Genomic DNA, 16,645 nt, shown 5'->3' with positions numbered 1-16,645 from the left:
CGCCACCAGGCAATCCGACGGGCGACGGCTCACCGCGCTGGCGACGCCGATCGCACTGACCCAACTGGCCCAGGTGGCGGTGTCCACCACCAATATCGCGCTCATGGGCACGCTCGGGGTGCGGCAGGTGGCGGCGGGCGGACTGGCGCTGGTGCTGTTCAACCAGATCCGCACCATGTGCGTCGGGCTGATCACCGGCACCGGCAATCAGGTCGCCATCGCGGTGAGTCGCGCCGACAAGCGCGGCGTGAGCGCGGAGCGCGAGGTGCGCGAGGTGGTGCGGTCGAGCTTCCTCATCGCCACCCTGGCCGGCATCCTCGGCGGCGCGCTGCTGATCGGGCTCGGCTGGAGCCTGCAATGGCTGGGCCAGGACGCCTCGGTGCTGGCGGCGGCGCGGCCCATGATGGTGGCGCTGGCCCCGGGCCTGCTGCCCTGCCTGTGGTTCCAGGTGCTGCGGCAGTACACCGTCGGTATGCAGCGGCCCCAGGCGCTGCTGCTGGTGACGCTCGGCTCGGTGGCGCTCAATCTCGTGCTGGCCCTGGGCCTCATGTACGGGTGGCTCGGCCTGCCCGCGCTCGGGCTGACCGGGATCGGCGTGGCCACCTCCCTGGTCTTCCTCATCACCTTCGGCGTGTTCTGGGCCATGGTGCGCCGCGACCCGAAACTCGGCCCGACGCTGCCGATTCAGATGTGGCCCGTGCGCATGCGGACGGTGCGCGACGAGTTGAAGCTGGGCACGCCCATCGCGCTCACCTACGGCTCCGAGGCGGGCATGTTCTCGGTGCTGGCCCTGGTCATGGGCACGCTGGGGGCGGCCGCGCTGGCCGCGCACAATGTCGTCTACCAGATCGTCTACATCGTCTTCCAGGTCGCCATCGGCCTCTCGCACGGCTCGTCCATCCTGGTGAGCACGGCGGTGGCGCGCGACGAGTACCCGCACGCGCGCTCGGTGGCGTGGTTGGCGCTGCGCTACGCGGCCATTGTCGCCGCGATCACCGGCACGGCGTACGTCCTCGCCCCGGACTGGGTGCTGAAACCGTTCCTCGGCGACGCCAACGGGGATACCGTCGCGCTGGCGCACACCCTGCTGTTGATCGCCATCGTGCTCCAGTTCTTCGACGCGGCCCAGAACATCGGCGTGGGGCTGCTGCGCGGCCTGAAGGACACCAAGGCGGGGTTCCGACTGTCGCTGATCGGCTACTGGGCTGTGGGATTGCCCACGGCGCTGCTGCTCGCCTACCCGCTGCACCTGGAGGCGGCGGGCGTCTGGTGGGGTCTGGCCGCCGGACTCGCCACCACCGCTGTGCTGATGCTGCGCCGCTACTTCGCGCTGCTGGACGCGCGTGAGCAGGAGCATCCCCGGGTGCTGGCCAATAGCCTCGGTGGTTGAAGCCGACACGTAAATCTCACCTTTCCGCAAGCATGCCGTCACTGGGCACGGGCAGGCTGGAAGAAACGGCTTCGCTATCCTGGCCGACGGAATCGGCAAGCAAGGGCGAAGACGAAACCGCCGGGGAGGATGTCCGTGTACATCACCAGAGTCGCCGAGTACCCGAGACCCGATCACGTGCTGTTCCATTTCAGCGATACGCACCTGATCGCCGCCGACACCGCGCTCTACGGCGCGGTGGACGCCGAGCGACGCCTATCCCAACTGCTGGCGCAGGCCGAGGCCAGCGGCATCACCCCGACCGCCATCGTGTTCACCGGCGACCTCACCGACCACGGTGAGCCGGGGGCGTACACCAAACTGCGCAACCTGGTGGAGCCCTTCGCCGAGCGGGTCGGCGCGCCGCTGGTGTGGGTGGTCGGCAATCACGACGACCGCACCGCACTGCGCGAGAACCTGTTGGACGAGCCGGGTTCCGCCGCGCCGTACGACCGGGTGCACATGTTCGACGGGTTGCGCGTCGTGGTGCTGGACACCACGGTGCCCGGCCACCACTACGGCGAGATCACCCCGGCCCAGCTGGAATGGCTGCGCACGGTGCTCTCCGAACCCGCGCCGTTCGGGACCGTGCTGGCCATGCACCATCCGCCGGTACCGTGCGTGATCGACCTGGCCGTGACGGTGGAACTGCGCGATCAGCGCCGCCTCGCCGACGTGCTGGACGGCACCGACGTGCGCGCCATCCTGGCCGGGCACCTGCACTTCTCCACCAGCGCCACCTTCGCCGGGATTCCGGTGTCGGTGGCGTCGGCGACCTGCTACAGCCAGGACCTGGCGGTGGCCCACGGCGGCATCCGCGGGCGCGACGGCGCGCAGGCGTTCAACTACGTGCACATCTACCCGGACACCGTGGTGCACTCGGTGGTGCCGATCGGGTCGGGGCCGACGGTCGGGGAACCGGCCACCCCGGAGCAGGCGGCGCGCCAGCTCGCGGACGCGGGCATCGTCATCCCGCCGGCCGCCGGGATTCCGCACGTCGTGCAGCGACCGGCCACCACGCCCGAGAACGACGGCGAATCGGTCAGCTGAAATCGGTTCAGGCGGCGCCTGATTCGAACAGCGCTCCGCCCACCGTCGCCGGCTTCTCCCACGGAGCGGGCTCCGGGTAGTAGGTCTCCAGGAATTCCGAGACCGCCCGCACCCGCTCCGCCTCCGGCACCTCCGGGAAGCTGCCGTCGTTGAGGCAGAAGAAGTCCACATTGCGCCGGGCGGCCAGCCCGTCCAGCAGCGCGAGCCCGGTGTAGAGGGTGGTGTCGACATAGCGCACCTCGGCCCGCTCCTGCGGCACCGCCCGGCCGGTGAACAGCGCGTAGTAGTGGTAGAGCGAATTGGTCACCGAGATATCGGTGGCGGCCCGGAACCGGCTGGTGCGGGTGCGGGCGAAATCCGCCGCGAACTCCCGCTCCATCTCGTGGAGCACGCTGCGCCGCAAGGGAACCGGCGTGTGCTCCAGATGCCGGGTGATGACATGGCCGAACCGCTGGCGCAGCAGTGCCCGGTTCACCCGCGCGGCGTTCTCGAACCCGCTGCGGCGCTCGTTGTTCGAGCCCGGCCCGATCCGGGTGTCCGCCTCGATGAAGCGGCTCACCCCGGCCGGGGTGAAGAACATGGACGGGCGCACCGGGCGAGCGAAGAACATATCGTCGTTGGAATACAGGAAGTGCTCGCTCAGACCCTCGATGTGCTGCAACTGGCATTCCACCGCATGGGAATTGAAGATCGGCAGCCCGCTGCGGTCCGAGAAGTGGTCCACGGCACGGACAATGGTGACCTTCGGGTCCTCGGCGAGCCACTCCGGCACGGCGGAGTCGGTGGCGATGAAGATGCGCCGGATCCACGGCGCGTTCTTGTGCACCGCGCGCAGCGCGTAACGCAACTCGTCGATCTGGCGGATGCGCGCATCGGCCTCGTCACCCTCACCGACCACGACCTGAGCCATCATGCCCGCGCGCCGCGCCCGGAACTCCGGATCGGAACCGTCCACCCAGGAGAACACGATGTCGATGTCGAAACCCACGTCCGTGGCGTTGGGCGCGAACATGCCGGCGAGCGTCGGCCAGCTCAGCTCGTAGAGCAGCACCGTGGAATGCTCCACGTCGGCCAGGTCGAAGACGGTGCGGGTCAAGGCGTTCGGCCGCGGGCACTCCACGGTATCGCCGTGGTACTCCCACAGTTCGAGTTCCACATGATGCGCCGGATCCAGGTCACGGCCCAGCCGGAACACATTGCGCTGCCGCTCATTGCACGAGAAGCCAGCCACCATCGCCGCACCCAGCACCCGGCGCAGCGCCGCTCGGTGCACGGCGTCCACCGCCAGCACCAGGCGGTGATCGCAGTCCCGCACCAGCAGGAAGGGCAGCTCCGCCGCCATCAGCTCCGCCCGCAGATATCGCAGATCATCCACCACCGCCGTCGACACCGCCAGATTCGCGGCGGTCGACCGCGCCACCATCTCCACCGTCTCCGGCTGCCCCGCACCCATATCCACCATCACCGTTCTCCGCTCTGTCGCGCTTATCACCTCACGTCTGGACACATGCGGCCGACGCGACCCGCCCGTGGTCGGGGCGGGTCGCGAAATCCGCTGGGCGCATTCAGAAGAACGGAGCGGTGAGTATGGTGCGCGGATACAGCCGCTGCCGATGCGGGTGGAATCCCATGTCGCACTCACCTCACTCACTCATGCGACGCGCCCGACGCGCGCCTGTTGGATGCTGCTGCGTTCGTCGACGCCGGATGCGGCGGACGATCTTCACCGGGCGGTCATCGGCCGGTTACTCGCGCGACCTCGATTGGACGAGGAACTGTTACGAATGATGAACCTCCGAAGTCGGTTCGTCAATCGAATCGGTGCCGAGGTCCGGAAGGGTTTTCACATCCGTAACCGGCGGCAGGTGAGCAGTTCGTGATCATCGGAGCCCAGCCGGTCGGCGTCACAACGCCTTACACTGCAAGTAGCGCAGTCCAGCCCGCTGCGTCGACACGATCGTGAGGTGACGAAGATGGTTACGCGTGCCCAGCAGCGTCAGGAGCCCTCGACAGACCATCCGCGGTTGGACGCACTGCCGGAGTGGCCGGTCGACACCATCGCGGTGCTCGTGACCACCGACGGCGGCCCGCACGCCATCCCGGTCTCGTGGCCGGTCCGCGCGGGCGACCACCGCATTCTGCTGAGCCTGAAATTCGATCGCGGCTCACTGGCCCGGCTGCGGGAGCGCCCCGAGGTGGCACTGCTCATCCTCGGCGGCGGCGATGTGGCACTGTGCGCGCGCGGCAACGCGCGGGTGGTCGCCGATCCCATGCCCACCGCACGCGACTATGTGGCGGTGGCCATCGAGGTGGAGGCCATCGACGACCACCGGCAGTCGGCGTTCACGGTCGCGGCCGGTATCCAGCGCACCGTGCTCGACCCCGGCGAGCTGCGCTATCTGGAAGAACGCGTGGCGGCGCTGCGCGAACTCGCCGCGGGACTCGACTGACCGCGCGCGGCGACGGGGCTGATCACCGGCGGTCCGAGCCGCCATTCCAGAAATGAACTGGCACAACAGGTCACCATTTCGACCATAATCGGGTGGGGATGCGGTACGAAGGGCACCGCGGGGAAGGAGATCATGAGCGTCAGCCTGGCCAAGGGCGGAAATGTTTCGCTGTCCAAGCAGGCCCCCAATCTGACCAAGGTGCAGGTCGGCCTCGGCTGGGACGTGCGCACCACCACCGGTGCGGACTACGACCTGGACGCGAGCGCGCTGGCCTGCGGATCGAATATGCGGGTGCTGTCGGACGCGCATTTCATCTTCTACAACAACCTGCGCTCGCCGGAGGGGACCATCGAGCACACCGGTGACAATCTCACCGGTGAGGGCGACGGCGACGACGAGGTGATCAATGTCGACCTGGCCGCGATGCCGCCGACGATCACCAACGTCTTCTTCCCGGTGTCCATTCACGACGCCGAGGCGCGGCGGCAGTCCTTCGGGCAGATCCGCAATGCCTACATCCGGGTGGTGGACGCGGCGACCGGTTCGGAGCTGGCCCGCTTCGACCTGACCGAGGACGCCTCCACCGAGACCGCCATGGTGTTCGGTGAGCTGTACCGGCACGGAGCGGAGTGGAAGTTCCGGGCCATTGGCCAGGGGTACGCGTCCGGCCTCGCGGGCATCGCCCGCGACTACGGCGTGAACGTGTGATGCTGGTCGCCTTCTCGGTGACACCGCTCGGGGTCGGCGCGGACGTGGGACGCGCCGTCGCCGAGGCGGTTCGGGTGGTGCGCGCCAGCGGCCTGCCCAATGAGACCAATGCCATGTTCACCACCGTCGAGGGGGAATGGGACGAGGTGATGGCGGTGGTCAAGCAGGCCACCGATGCCGTGCTGGCGGTCGCGCCGCGGTGCAGCCTGGTGGTCAAGGCCGATGTGCGGCCGGGGGTGACGGGGGCCATGACGGCGAAGGTCGACACGGTGGAGCGCTACCTCGCCGAGGAGTGACCGGCGTGGGGTGCGGGAGGTATCCGGTCAGCGGCCGACCTCGGTGCCGATGCGCCGGGCCGGTCGTCAGGACGCGGTGCGCTCGGTGAGGCCGGTCAGGACGATCGAGTACTCCCGGCTGGCGGCGTCGTAGCGGACGGCGTAGCCGGTGGCGTAGTGGCCCGATTTCCGCACCGCCTCAGGCTGTTTCAGCTCTGCCGCGAAATCGGGTTCGGTCAGCAGCCAGTCCCGGGTGACCATGGGTTCGGCGAACAGGTACTCGCCGTCCCAGGTGCCCGCGAGCACGGCCTGGGTGAACTCGTAGGTCTGCGGGTGGAACGGCGTCGCCGAATCCACCCAGCGCAGGCCCGCGCCGGGTACGGTCTCGGTGGCCGGGTCACCCGCCGGAACATAGTCGCGCGGCAGGTATTCGGCCGCCGGGAAGCGGGCCGCCTTGGTGGCGAACTCCGCGTCCGCGGGGTCGATCGCCGCCACGGCCGCCGGCTCACGCAGATAGAACCGCACGTCGAAATGCGCTTCGTCGAAGATGCCGACCGGCGGATGGCCGTGCGCCAACCAGTCGACGGCGATGTGGTCGTAGGCGGCCGCCCGGGCCTGCGAAGGCAGTTCGTACACTTCGGCTTTCGGGAAGGGCGCGCGGCCCGCCAGCGCGTCACCGTACGCGTCGTGGTCCGGCAGGCCGTCCAATGCCGCTGCGGTGAAACGCAATCCGAGCTCGATCGGATCGCCGTCGGATCCGACGACCACATAGGTCCGCGCCGTGCCGTCGCCGAGAGAGCGCTCCGGACCGTAGAAGGTGCCGCCCGTGGCGTCGCCGTCCCCGGAGCACCCCGCGAGCCCCAGAATTCCCAGCAGTACGACAGCCATGGCGAATCGTCGCGAACGCATGGCGTTCAGGGTACGGAGAGCGGGTGCTCGGCCACAGCCCCGGCGATCCCCTATTTCCTGCCCCCTATCAGGGCGAATGGTACAAACCTCGCAGTGGCGAGCGGGTCAGCGGCGGCCGACCTCGGCCGCGATCCGGTCCGCGATCACCTGTGCCGCACGGGCATTGCCGACCGAACAGGTACTGGCCTCGATCACGGTATTGCCCGTGGCGCGCGCGAGGTTGTCGCAGATCCAGTCGTCGCCCTGCTCGGTGGTGGTCCAGCCGACCGCGACCTGCCCCGCGGGCACGGAGCGCGTGGTGTCGGCGACTCGCCAGGTCAGCGAATCCTGCCCGGAGGCCGAGACGGTGACATCTCGATCCCGACAGTCGGCGATGACCGCGCGGTACCGGTCGACGAGCGCCTCCGCGCCGAGGAAGTTCCGGAACGTCACCACGGTCTGATAGACGAAATGCGTGTACCGGTCCCCCGGCTGCCGGAACACCCTGGTGCGCAAGGCCGTCCAGTCACCGCCGTACACGCTGTCGTGCCCGGTGTACACCAGTGCCGCGCACCGCGCGGGGCTGATGGTCTCACTGGGCGTAGCGGTACTCGCCGCCTCGTACGACTGCGTCAGCCCGCTGGTGTCCACGATCGACTCGATCTCCGAGATCGACAGCAGCACCTCCCCCACCTGCTCCGCCCCCAGCCGCGGCAGGCTCGCCACCGCCGGATCGGGCTCGGCCCTACCCCCCACCACCTGTCCGCACCCGGTCACCAAGAACAGCACGGCCACCGCCGCCGCAATCCCACGGCCCCGCATGCCGCCTCCCTAGAACCGACATCCCGAACCCTCGGAATTGCCCGCTACCGTTCCCACGAAACCTACCGCGCCACCCCGTCCACCGGAACCGGCGAATGCTCACCGCGGCACCCGAGCCGCGGTGGTCCGCACCGGCGTCGATCATGCCGATGCGACTCGGTGACGTCGGCGGTGGCCGGGGCGGGTCAGGCTCGGGGCCAGAAGCGGAGCCAGTCGTCCGCGGTGAGCGGGGAGCGCGTGCCGCGTGCCGCTTCGGCGCGGTCCTCGGCGGTGCGGATGGCGGTGGCGAAGGTGAGGGTGGCCTTGCGGAGGCGTTCCTCGGCGCTGTCGCCCCGGTCGAGGGTGACGGTGCGGAGGTCGTCGGGGACGAGGTGGTCCGGCAGGCCCGCTGTGCGGCTGCGGGAGAGCACCTTCTCGGCCAGGGCCAGCGCGGGCTGGGCCATGGCTATGCCGTCCAGGCAGGAGCGGCGGGACTTCTCGGTGGATTTGCGTTCCTCCCAGGCGCGTTCCTGGGCGGCGATCTTCTGCTCGACGGTGGCGTCGGGGCCGATCGAGTCGTCGAGCAGATGCGGGCTGCGGTGGGTGAGCTTGTCCACCAGGGTGGCGGCCACGTCGGCCACGGTGAACTCGCCTGCGGCTTCGGCGATTCGGGAGTGGAAAAGGACCTGGAGCAGCAGATCGCCCAGTTCCTCCCGAATGGTCGGCGCGTCGGCCTGCTGAATCGCGTCGAGCAGTTCGTAGGTCTCCTCGAGCAGGTAGGGGCGCAGCGAGTCGTGGGTCTGGGTCACCTCCCAACCGCCGAAGTTCCACAGCCGGTCCATGACATCGACCGCCTCGGCCAGCGCTTCGGTCATGCGGGCGGTATCGGCCGCCTGTCCGGTGCCGGATACCGTGCGCCCGTTCGCATCCCCGCTCATCGGGCCGCGCTCACCTCGGTCTCCACGGTGAGATCGACCGCGCCCTGGGCCTTTCCGTCCAGGGCCAGCAGCAGATCGGCCACCCACTGGAGCAACTGCACATCGCGAATGCGGTGCGCGCCGACGCTGTCCTCCACGCGCGGCAGCGGCAGCTGAACGATGCCGGTGGCGGCGCGGTAGCTGGCATTGGGGTAGATGCGCTTGAGCCGCAGCTGTTTCGAGTCCGGCAGTTGCAGCGGCGCGATCTTCAACGTGGTGCCCGTGACGCCGATCTCGGTGACGCCGTACTCGCGGGCCAGCAGCTTCAGCTTGGCCACCGAGACCAGGCGGCCCACCTCCACCGGCAGCGGGCCGTAGCGGTCCACCAGTTCCTCTACCACCGCCGCGATGGCCGAATCATCCTGTGCGGCGGCGAGTTTGCGGTACGCCTCCAGGCGCAGGCGGTCCGAGCCGATGTAGTCGGGCGGGATGTGCGCGTCCACCGGCAGGTCGATGCGCACCTCCTTGACCTCCTCGTCCACGGTGATGGGCCTGCCGTCGGCGGCGGCGCGGTACGCCTCCACCGCCTCGCCCACCAACCGCACGTACAGGTCGAAGCCGACCCCGGCCACATGTCCGGACTGCTCCGCGCCGAGCACATTGCCCGCACCGCGAATCTCCAGATCCTTCATGGCGACCGCCATGCCCGCCCCCAGATCCGAATTCTGCGAGATGGTGGCCAGCCGGTCGTAGGCGGTCTCGGTGAGCGGCTTCTCCGGCGGATACAGGAAGTAGGCGTAGCCGCGCTCGCGGCTGCGTCCCACCCGGCCGCGCAGCTGGTGCAGCTGCGACAGGCCGAGGGTGTCGGCACGCTCCACGATCAGGGTGTTGGCATTGGAGATGTCCAACCCGGTCTCGATGATGGTGGTGGACACCAGCACGTCGTACTCGCGCTCCCAGAAGCCCTGCACGGTCTTCTCCAGCACGTCCTCGTTCATCTGGCCGTGCGCCACCACCACCCGCGCCTCGGGCACCAGATCGCGAATCCGCTTGGCCGCCTTGTCGATCGAGGACACCCGGTTGTGCACATAGAACACCTGGCCGTCGCGTAGCAGCTCGCGGCGAATGGCAGCGGCCACCTGCTTGTCGTTGTACGCGCCGACATAGGTGAGAATCGGATGCCGTTCCTCGGGCGGGGTGAGGATGGTGGACATCTCGCGAATTCCGGCCAGCGACATCTCCAGGGTGCGCGGAATCGGCGTGGCCGACATGGTGAGTACGTCCACGTGTGTGCGCAGCGCCTTGATGTGCTCCTTGTGCTCGACGCCGAACCGCTGTTCCTCGTCGATGATGACCAGGCCCAGATCCTTCCACCGGACGCCGGTCTGGAGCAGCCGGTGGGTGCCGACGACGATGTCCACGTCACCGGCGGCCATCCCCTCCAGGATCTCGCGCGATTCGGCGGCGTCGGTGAAGCGCGAGAGGCCCTTCACCGTCACCGGGAAGCCCGCGGTGCGCTCGACGAAGGTCTGCAGATGCTGCTGCGCCAGCAGTGTGGTGGGCACCAGCACCGCCACCTGCTTGCCGTCCTGCACTGCCTTGAAGGCGGCGCGCACCGCGATCTCGGTCTTGCCGTAGCCGACGTCGCCGCAGACCACGCGGTCCATCGGCACCGACTTCTCCATATCCGCCTTCACCTCGGCGATGGCGGTGAGCTGGTCGGCGGTCTCGGTGAAGGCGAAGGCGTCCTCCATCTCCTGCTGCCACGGCGTGTCCGGGCCGAAGGCGTGGCCGGGCGCGGCCTGGCGCGCCGCGTACAGCTGCACCAGCTCGGTGGCGATCTCGCGCACCGCCTTGCGCGCCTTGCGTTTGGTGTTCGCCCAGTCGGAGCCGCCGAGTTTGGACAGCGACGGCATCTCGCCGCCGACGTAGCGGGAGAGCTGGTCGAGGGCGTCCATGGGGACGAACAGCCGGTCGCCGGGCTGGCCGCGCTTGGACGGCGCGTACTCGATCACCAGGTATTCGCGGCGGGCACCGCCGACGGTGCGTTCGATCATCTCCACGAAGCGGCCGATGCCGTGCTGATCGTGCACGACCATGTCCCCGGCCCGCAGCGCCAGCGGGTCGACCTGATTGCGGCGGCGGGCGGCGAGCTTCTTGCCCTCCTGCGGGGCGGTGACGCGATTGCCGGTGAGATCGGATTCCGCGACCACCACCAGCTTGGCGTCGTCGAACACGATGCCGTCGTGCAGCGAACCACACAGCACGCCGACCAGACCGTCGACCGGCCGCGCCCCCGGCTCCAACGCCGTGGCGGGCACCTCGGCGTCGCGCAGCCGCTCCAGCACGCGCTGCGCCGTACCGTGTCCCGCGACCACGATGACCGCGCGCCCGCCGGTGGTGACGTGGGCGCGCAGCGACGCGAAGATGGTGGCGACCAGTTCCTCGGATCCGCGGGCGGCGGGGGCGGACAGCACCGGCAGCGCGATCTCGTTCGGATCGTCGGCGGCCAGCGGGCTCAACGTCCACCAGGCCAGGCCCCGCCGCTCGGCGTCGGCGTGCACCTCGTCCAGGCCGCGGTAGGCGGAGGCGGCGAGGTCGAGTCCGTGCGCGCCCAGCGGCGCGGCCCCGCCGAAGGAGGCGGCCGTCCACGACGCCTCCAGGAACTCCTGGCCGGTGCGCACCAGATCGGCCGCGCGGGTGCGGATCTTCTCTGGATCGCAGAGCAGCACCTGGGTGTGCGCCGGCAGGGCATCGGTGAGCAGCCGCAGTTCGCCCGGTTGCAGTACCGGCAGCAGCGCCTCCATCCCCTCCACGGGGATGCCCTGTGCTAGCTTGTCCAACATCTCCACCAGGGCGGCGTCGGCCGGGTTCTCGCTGGCGACCTGGGCGGCGCGCTCACGAAGGTCGTTGGTGAGCAACAGTTCCCGGCAGGGCTGGGCGATCACCACCTCGGTGGGTATATCGGGCAGCGAGCGCTGGTCGGCGACCGAGAAGGCGCGCAGCTCGCTCACCTCGTCGCCCCAGAACTCCACGCGCACAGGGTGATCGGCGGTGGGCGGGAAGAGGTCGAGAATGCCGCCGCGCACCGCGAACTCGCCGCGCTTGCCCACCATGTCGACCCGCTCGTAGGCGAATTCCACCAGCCGCGTGAGCAATTCGTCGAAGTCGTGCTGCGCGCCCAGGCGCAGGACGATGGGCTCGATATCGCCGAGCCCGCGCGCCATGGGCTGCATGAGCGAGCGCACGGTGGTCACCACCGCGCGCAGCGGTTCGCCGTAGAGCGTCTCGTCGGGGTGCGCGAGCCGGCGCAGCACCTGGAGCCGCCGCCCCACGGTGTCGGCGCTCGGGGACAGCCGCTCGTGCGGCAGCGTCTCCCACGACGGGAACTGCGCCACGGCGTCGCCCAGGATCTCCGCGAGCTCCACGGTGAGGTCGTCGGCCTCCCGCCCGGTGGCCGTCACCACCACCAGCGGCCGCTGCTCGGCAATGGTCGCCGCCACAAAGGGCCGCACCGCCGACGGCGCGACCAGCCTGGCCGACTCCCGCCCGATCAGCCCCGCGACCTGCCGCAACGCGGTATCAGCTGCGGCCGCCGTGGCCAATCCAGCCAGGGGTGGTCGGTTCGAGGGCATGGGCAGACTCCTGGGCGCGGATCAGCGATTCGGACGGCCAACCGAGTCTAGTAGTTCACGCCGACACCGCACCCCGCCGCCCCACGCGGCGAAATTACAGCACGTAGCGGCGCAGGCGGCGGGCGGCGAACTCGCGGAAGTAGGCCACCTTCTCCTCCGGGACGATGGAGGGGAGCAGGAAGTACCAGGCGCGTTCCATGCGGTTCGCCATCTGGTCGATGGAATCGGTGCTGACGGCGACGATGTGCACGCCGGTGGTCATCTCCTGCAGCAGCAGGCCGATGGTCTCGGGGTCGAGGTCCGGCTTCAGGTCGCCCTGGGCGATGGCGCGTTCGGCGAGCAAACGGTGGGTCTCACCCCAGGTCTTGGCGATGTTGTCGCCGTTCGCGCCGCGGTAGTCGCCGATCTGGTGGGTCAGTTTGAGCATGGCGCCGACCATCGGATCGTTCATGGTCAGGTCCGCGACCACGTAGGTGATCCCGATGCACGCCTCCAGGGCGGGCACGCGCGGATCGAAGAAGCCCTGGCAGGCGCTGACCAGTCGCTCATTGCCCTGGTCGACCACCGCGCGCGCCAGTTCTTCCTTCGAGCCGAAGTGAAAGTACAAGGCGCCCTTGGTCACATTCGACTGCGCGATGATCTCCGACAGGCTCGCGTTCGCGTAGCCCAGTCGCAGAAAGACATCGGCAGCACCCGCGAGCACGGAATCGCGAGTGATCTCCGCACGCGCTTGCCTAGCCATCAGATCCGCCTGTCATCAAACCAGCCATCCTGAAGTAGACCGACATCCCGAAGTAGACCGACATCACAGCTCGAACAGCACTCGAAGGATGGGTGAACCGTACCACCCGACTGCGCGCCGCCAGCCGATTCGAGCATTCGGCCCGTCCTCCTTCGCAATTCGCTGGTTAACTGTCCAGTTCCGCCCCCGCATAACCGACATTTCACGTGACCGTGTTCATACCCCTTTGCGGGCGGGCCATTCCGACGCCAGCTTGGGGTCCGCTTCCAAATGCGTGAGACCGTTCCAGCACAGATTCACCAGGTGCGCGGCGACCACTTCCTTGGAGGGCTGCCGTTCGTCCAGCCACCAGGTGGCCGCGGTCGCCACCATGCCGACCAGCGCCTGCGCGTACAGGGTCGCGAGGCTCGTATCGAAACCTCGCTTTTCGAAATCCCCGGCGAGTATGTGCGCCACCTGATTCACCGCCTCGTTGAGCAGGCTGGAGTAGGTGCCCTCGGCGGCGGAGGCGGGCTGGTCGCGCATGAGGATGCGGAACCCGTCGGTGCGCTCCTCCATATAGGTGAGCAACGCCAGCGCCACCTGTTCCAGCCGCACCCGCGACCGGTTCTGGGTGAGGGAGGCGGTGATCATGTCGAGCAAGGTGGACATCTCGCGGTCCACCACCACCGCGTACAACCCTTCCTTACCCCCGAAATGCTCGTACACCACGGGTTTCGAGACCTGGGCCCGCTGCGCGATCTCCTCTATCGACGTCGCGTCGTAGCCCCGCTCGGCGAACAGCGCCCGCCCGATCTCGATCAGCTGCTGCCGTCGCTGGGTCCCGGTCATGCGCGGGCGCGACACGCGGTTCCCCTCACCCGAACCCACCGCTTCGCCTCCCTGCGATCCAACCGACTGTCCTACAACTGTTTCAGATCGTGCCGCCTCGGCGCTCATCCACCCGTGCGATTCGCTCCTTCGCGTTCGTGAAACGCAACAACTGATCTAGCATGGTTCCGGGTAACTCACCGGGAACGACCAAAACTCGGCCACGTCGTCCACCGCCGGTCCACGGCGAGGGTCGCGGAGCACCCTACGACCGGCGAACGACGCGGGGCGGCGGGGGAGAGTGGCGGGTGGCCGCGTCTTCATGCGAGGATCGTTCCCGCATGCCATGACGCACGGGCGTACCAAACGGTCCGCCGGTGTGCAATCCGCCGTAGTGTAATGGCAGCACAACTGATTTTGGTTCAGTTTGTCCAGGTTCGAGTCCTGGCGGCGGAGCAAGTCTTGCCAACGGGAAGGCCATGTGCCCACCACGACAGCCCCACTAACGATGACAGGCAGCCGAGGGAGATCCATGCCACAGCAGACCGCCGTCGTCGTTCTCGCCGCCGGAGCCGGAACCCGAATGCGGTCCAAGACCCCCAAGGTATTGCACCCACTGGGCGGCCGAAGCATGCTCGCGCACGCGCTGCATGCGGCGAACGAGATCGACCCCGCGCATCTCATCACCGTGGTCGGGCACGACCGCGAACAAGTGGGAGCGGCCGTCGGGCGGGTGAGCGCGGAACTCGGACGTGAGGTCACCCTCGCCGTGCAGGAGGAGCAGCGCGGCACCGGGCACGCGGTGCAGTGCGCGCTCACCGCCCTGCCCGCCGACTTCTCCGGCGACCTGCTGGTCACCTACGCCGATGTGCCGCTGCTGGACGGACACACCCTCAACGCCCTGCTCGACGAGCACCGCAGCTACGCCGACAGCTCCGCCGTCACCGTGCTCACCTTCGAGCCCGACGACCCGAACGGCTACGGCCGCATCGTGCGCGACGCCGACGGCCGGGTGCTCGAGATCGTGGAGCACGCCGACGCCACCCCCGAACAGGCCGCCATCACCGAGGTCAACTCGGGCGTCTACGTGTTCGACGCCGCGGTGCTGCGGGTCATGATCGGCCGCATCGACACCGCCAACGCCCGGCACGAGCTGTATCTCACCGATGTGCTGAAGCTGGCCCGCGAGGCCGGGCACGCGGTGCACGGGGCGCGGCTGCTGGACTGGGCCAAGGTCACCGGCGTCAACGACCGGGTGCAGCTGGCCGAGGCCGGGCGCACGCTCAACCGCTACATCGTGGAGCGGCACATGCGCTCCGGGGTCACCGTCATCGACCCGGCCACCACCTGGATCGACGCCGGTGTGCGCATCGGCCGCGACGCCGTGATCCGGCCGGGCGTACAGCTGTTGGGCGACACCGTGATCGGCGAGGACGCCGAGATCGGGCCGGACAGCACCCTCACCGATGTGGTGGTCGGCGACGGCGCGCGGGTGGTGCGCACCCACGGCGACGGCGCGACCATCGGGGCGGGCGCGACTATCGGACCCTTCACCTATCTGCGGCCGGGCACCGTGGTCGGGGTCTCCGGCAAGCTCGGAGCGTTCGTCGAAACCAAGAACGCCACCATCGGCGCGCATTCCAAGGTTCCGCACCTGACCTACGTCGGAGATGCGACGATAGGCGAGCACAGCAACATCGGCGCGTCCAGCGTCTTCGTCAACTACGACGGGGTGAAGAAGCACCACACGGTGGTCGGATCCCATGTGCGCACGGGCAGCGACACCATGTTCGTGGCACCGGTGACGGTGGGTGACGGGGCGTATACCGCGGCGGGTACTGTGCTGCGTAGAAACGTCCCCCCGGGTGCGCTCGCCGTGTCCGGTGGTGCGCAGCGCAATATGGAGGGCTGGGTGCAGCGCAACCGGCCCGGCACGGAAGCCGCCCGCGCGGCCGAGGCCGCTCTCGCGGCCGCAGACACAACCAACGAGCAAAAGGATGGCGAACGTCAGTGACCGCGTTCTCTACCGACAACCAGAAGAACCTGATGCTGTTCTCGGGACGCGCTCATCCCGAGTTGGCGGAGGAGGTGGCCAAGGCACTCGATGTCCACGTCACCCCGCAGACCGCCCGGGACTTCGCCAATGGCGAGACCTTCGTCCGGTTCGAGGAATCGGTGCGCGGCTCCGACGCCTTCGTCATCCAGAGCTTCCCGGCTCCGCTGAACCAGTGGGTCATGGAGCACCTGATCATGCTGGACGCGCTCAAGCGCGGTTCGGCCAAGCGGATCACCTCGGTGCTGCCGTTCTACCCCTACGCCCGCCAGGACAAGAAGCACCGCGGCCGCGAGCCCATCTCCGCCCGCCTGATCGCGGACCTGCTCAAGACCGCGGGCGCGGACCGCATCATCACCGTCGACCTGCACACCGATCAGATACAGGGCTTCTTCGACGGCCCGGTCGATCACATGCACGCGCAGGTGCAGCTGGTCGAGCACATTCGCAACAACTACCCGCTGGAGAACGTCACCGTCGTCTCCCCCGACGCGGGCCGCGTGAAGGTGGCCGAGAAGTGGGCCAACGCGCTGGCCGACGCGCCGATGGCGTTCATCCACAAGACCCGCGACCCGCTGGTGCCCAATCAGGTGGTGGCCAACCGCGTGGTCGGTGAGGTCGAGGGCCGCACCTGCATCCTGATCGACGACATGATCGACACCGGCGGCACCATCGCCGGCGCGGTGAACGTGCTCAAGGAGGCGGGCGCGACCGATGTGGTCATCGCCGCCACCCACGGCATCCTCTCCAGCCCGGCCGCCGAGCGGCTGGCGAAGTGCGGGGCGAAGGAGGTCGTGGTCACCAATACGCTGCCGCTGACCGAGGAAAAGAAGTTCCCGACGCTGACCGTGCTGTCGATCGCGCCGCTGCTGGCGCAGACCATCCGC

Annotated in this window: 14 protein-coding genes and 1 tRNA gene; 8 read left to right on the top strand and 7 right to left on the bottom strand. The window is 68.8% G+C overall.

Annotated elements, in window-relative coordinates; all coding sequences use genetic code 11:
• Both QK444_RS16075 and QK444_RS16070 read left to right on the top strand, forming a co-directional pair.
• Positions 1 to 1,390: MATE family efflux transporter (locus QK444_RS16075; RefSeq protein WP_282781141.1), on the top strand; the 1,390-nt coding region annotated here is incomplete at its 5' end.
• A 135-nt stretch (positions 1,391 to 1,525) separates the two neighbouring features.
• Entirely contained in the window at positions 1,526 to 2,479 is a 954-nt protein-coding gene (locus tag QK444_RS16070) for a phosphodiesterase (protein WP_282781139.1), read from the top strand.
• A 7-nt stretch (positions 2,480 to 2,486) separates the two neighbouring features.
• Here QK444_RS16070 and QK444_RS16065 read toward each other — a convergent pair whose 3' ends face one another.
• The gene (locus tag QK444_RS16065) at positions 2,487 to 3,902 is read right to left on the bottom strand and encodes a stealth family protein (protein ID WP_282781145.1); all 1,416 of its coding nucleotides are present in this window, start codon (positions 3,900 to 3,902) and stop codon (positions 2,487 to 2,489) included.
• Positions 3,903 to 4,452: 550 nt separating this feature from the next.
• Here QK444_RS16065 and QK444_RS16060 point away from each other — a divergent pair.
• The 3 genes from QK444_RS16060 to QK444_RS16050 all read left to right on the top strand — a co-directional run bounded on the left by QK444_RS16060 (position 4,453) and on the right by QK444_RS16050 (position 5,933).
• Positions 4,453 to 4,929 (top strand): pyridoxamine 5'-phosphate oxidase family protein, encoded by a 477-nt coding sequence (locus QK444_RS16060; protein ID WP_186000682.1) that lies wholly within the window; start codon positions 4,453 to 4,455, stop codon positions 4,927 to 4,929.
• Positions 4,930 to 5,061: 132 nt separating this feature from the next.
• On the top strand, positions 5,062 to 5,637 hold the full coding sequence (locus QK444_RS16055; RefSeq protein ID WP_039817089.1) for a TerD family protein: 576 nt from the start codon (positions 5,062 to 5,064) through the stop codon (positions 5,635 to 5,637).
• A complete protein-coding gene (locus tag QK444_RS16050) occupies positions 5,637 to 5,933 on the top strand; it encodes an MTH1187 family thiamine-binding protein (RefSeq protein ID WP_282781143.1) in 297 nt (98 codons plus the stop codon). Before QK444_RS16055 ends, QK444_RS16050 begins: the two co-directional genes overlap by 1 nt.
• A gap of 66 nt (positions 5,934 to 5,999) precedes the next feature.
• On the opposite strand, the gene QK444_RS16045 is transcribed toward QK444_RS16050, so the two are convergent.
• The 6 genes from QK444_RS16045 to QK444_RS16020 form a co-directional block, all read right to left on the bottom strand.
• A complete protein-coding gene (locus QK444_RS16045; protein ID WP_282781136.1) occupies positions 6,000 to 6,821 on the bottom strand; it encodes a DUF5602 domain-containing protein in 822 nt (273 codons plus the stop codon).
• Positions 6,822 to 6,926: 105 nt separating this feature from the next.
• Positions 6,927 to 7,622: a sensor domain-containing protein gene (locus QK444_RS16040; RefSeq protein ID WP_282781134.1), complete on the bottom strand. Its 696-nt coding sequence runs from the start codon at positions 7,620 to 7,622 to the stop codon at positions 6,927 to 6,929.
• Positions 7,623 to 7,807: 185 nt separating this feature from the next.
• Entirely contained in the window at positions 7,808 to 8,476 is a 669-nt protein-coding gene (locus tag QK444_RS16035; RefSeq protein ID WP_282781142.1) for a MazG family protein, read from the bottom strand.
• Between the two features lie 59 nt (positions 8,477 to 8,535).
• Entirely contained in the window at positions 8,536 to 12,153 is a 3,618-nt protein-coding gene (mfd, locus tag QK444_RS16030) for a transcription-repair coupling factor (RefSeq protein WP_282781132.1), read from the bottom strand.
• Positions 12,154 to 12,247: 94 nt separating this feature from the next.
• On the bottom strand, positions 12,248 to 12,895 hold the full coding sequence (locus tag QK444_RS16025; protein WP_029931261.1) for a TetR/AcrR family transcriptional regulator: 648 nt from the start codon (positions 12,893 to 12,895) through the stop codon (positions 12,248 to 12,250).
• A 216-nt stretch (positions 12,896 to 13,111) separates the two neighbouring features.
• Positions 13,112 to 13,726 carry a TetR/AcrR family transcriptional regulator gene (locus tag QK444_RS16020; RefSeq protein ID WP_029931260.1) on the bottom strand — a complete coding sequence of 205 codons (615 nt, stop codon included), beginning with the start codon at positions 13,724 to 13,726 and terminating at the stop codon, positions 13,112 to 13,114.
• A gap of 364 nt (positions 13,727 to 14,090) precedes the next feature.
• On the opposite strand from QK444_RS16020, the gene QK444_RS16015 reads away from it, so the two are divergent.
• The 3 genes from QK444_RS16015 to QK444_RS16005 all read left to right on the top strand — a co-directional run.
• Positions 14,091 to 14,161 (top strand) — tRNA-Gln (locus QK444_RS16015).
• Between the two features lie 76 nt (positions 14,162 to 14,237).
• The gene (glmU, locus tag QK444_RS16010) at positions 14,238 to 15,719 is read left to right on the top strand and encodes a bifunctional UDP-N-acetylglucosamine diphosphorylase/glucosamine-1-phosphate N-acetyltransferase GlmU (protein WP_143979380.1); all 1,482 of its coding nucleotides are present in this window, start codon (positions 14,238 to 14,240) and stop codon (positions 15,717 to 15,719) included.
• On the top strand, positions 15,716 to 16,645 hold a 930-nt coding region (locus tag QK444_RS16005), incomplete at its 3' end, for a ribose-phosphate diphosphokinase (protein ID WP_282781128.1). The genes glmU and QK444_RS16005, both read left to right, overlap by 4 nt.

This window comes from Nocardia sp. CC201C (assembly GCF_030010695.1).
In the GTDB taxonomy this organism is placed as follows: domain Bacteria; phylum Actinomycetota; class Actinomycetes; order Mycobacteriales; family Mycobacteriaceae; genus Nocardia; species Nocardia otitidiscaviarum.
The sequence above is the reverse complement of the archived record's forward strand: the minus strand, read 5'-3'. Positions and strand labels throughout refer to the sequence as shown.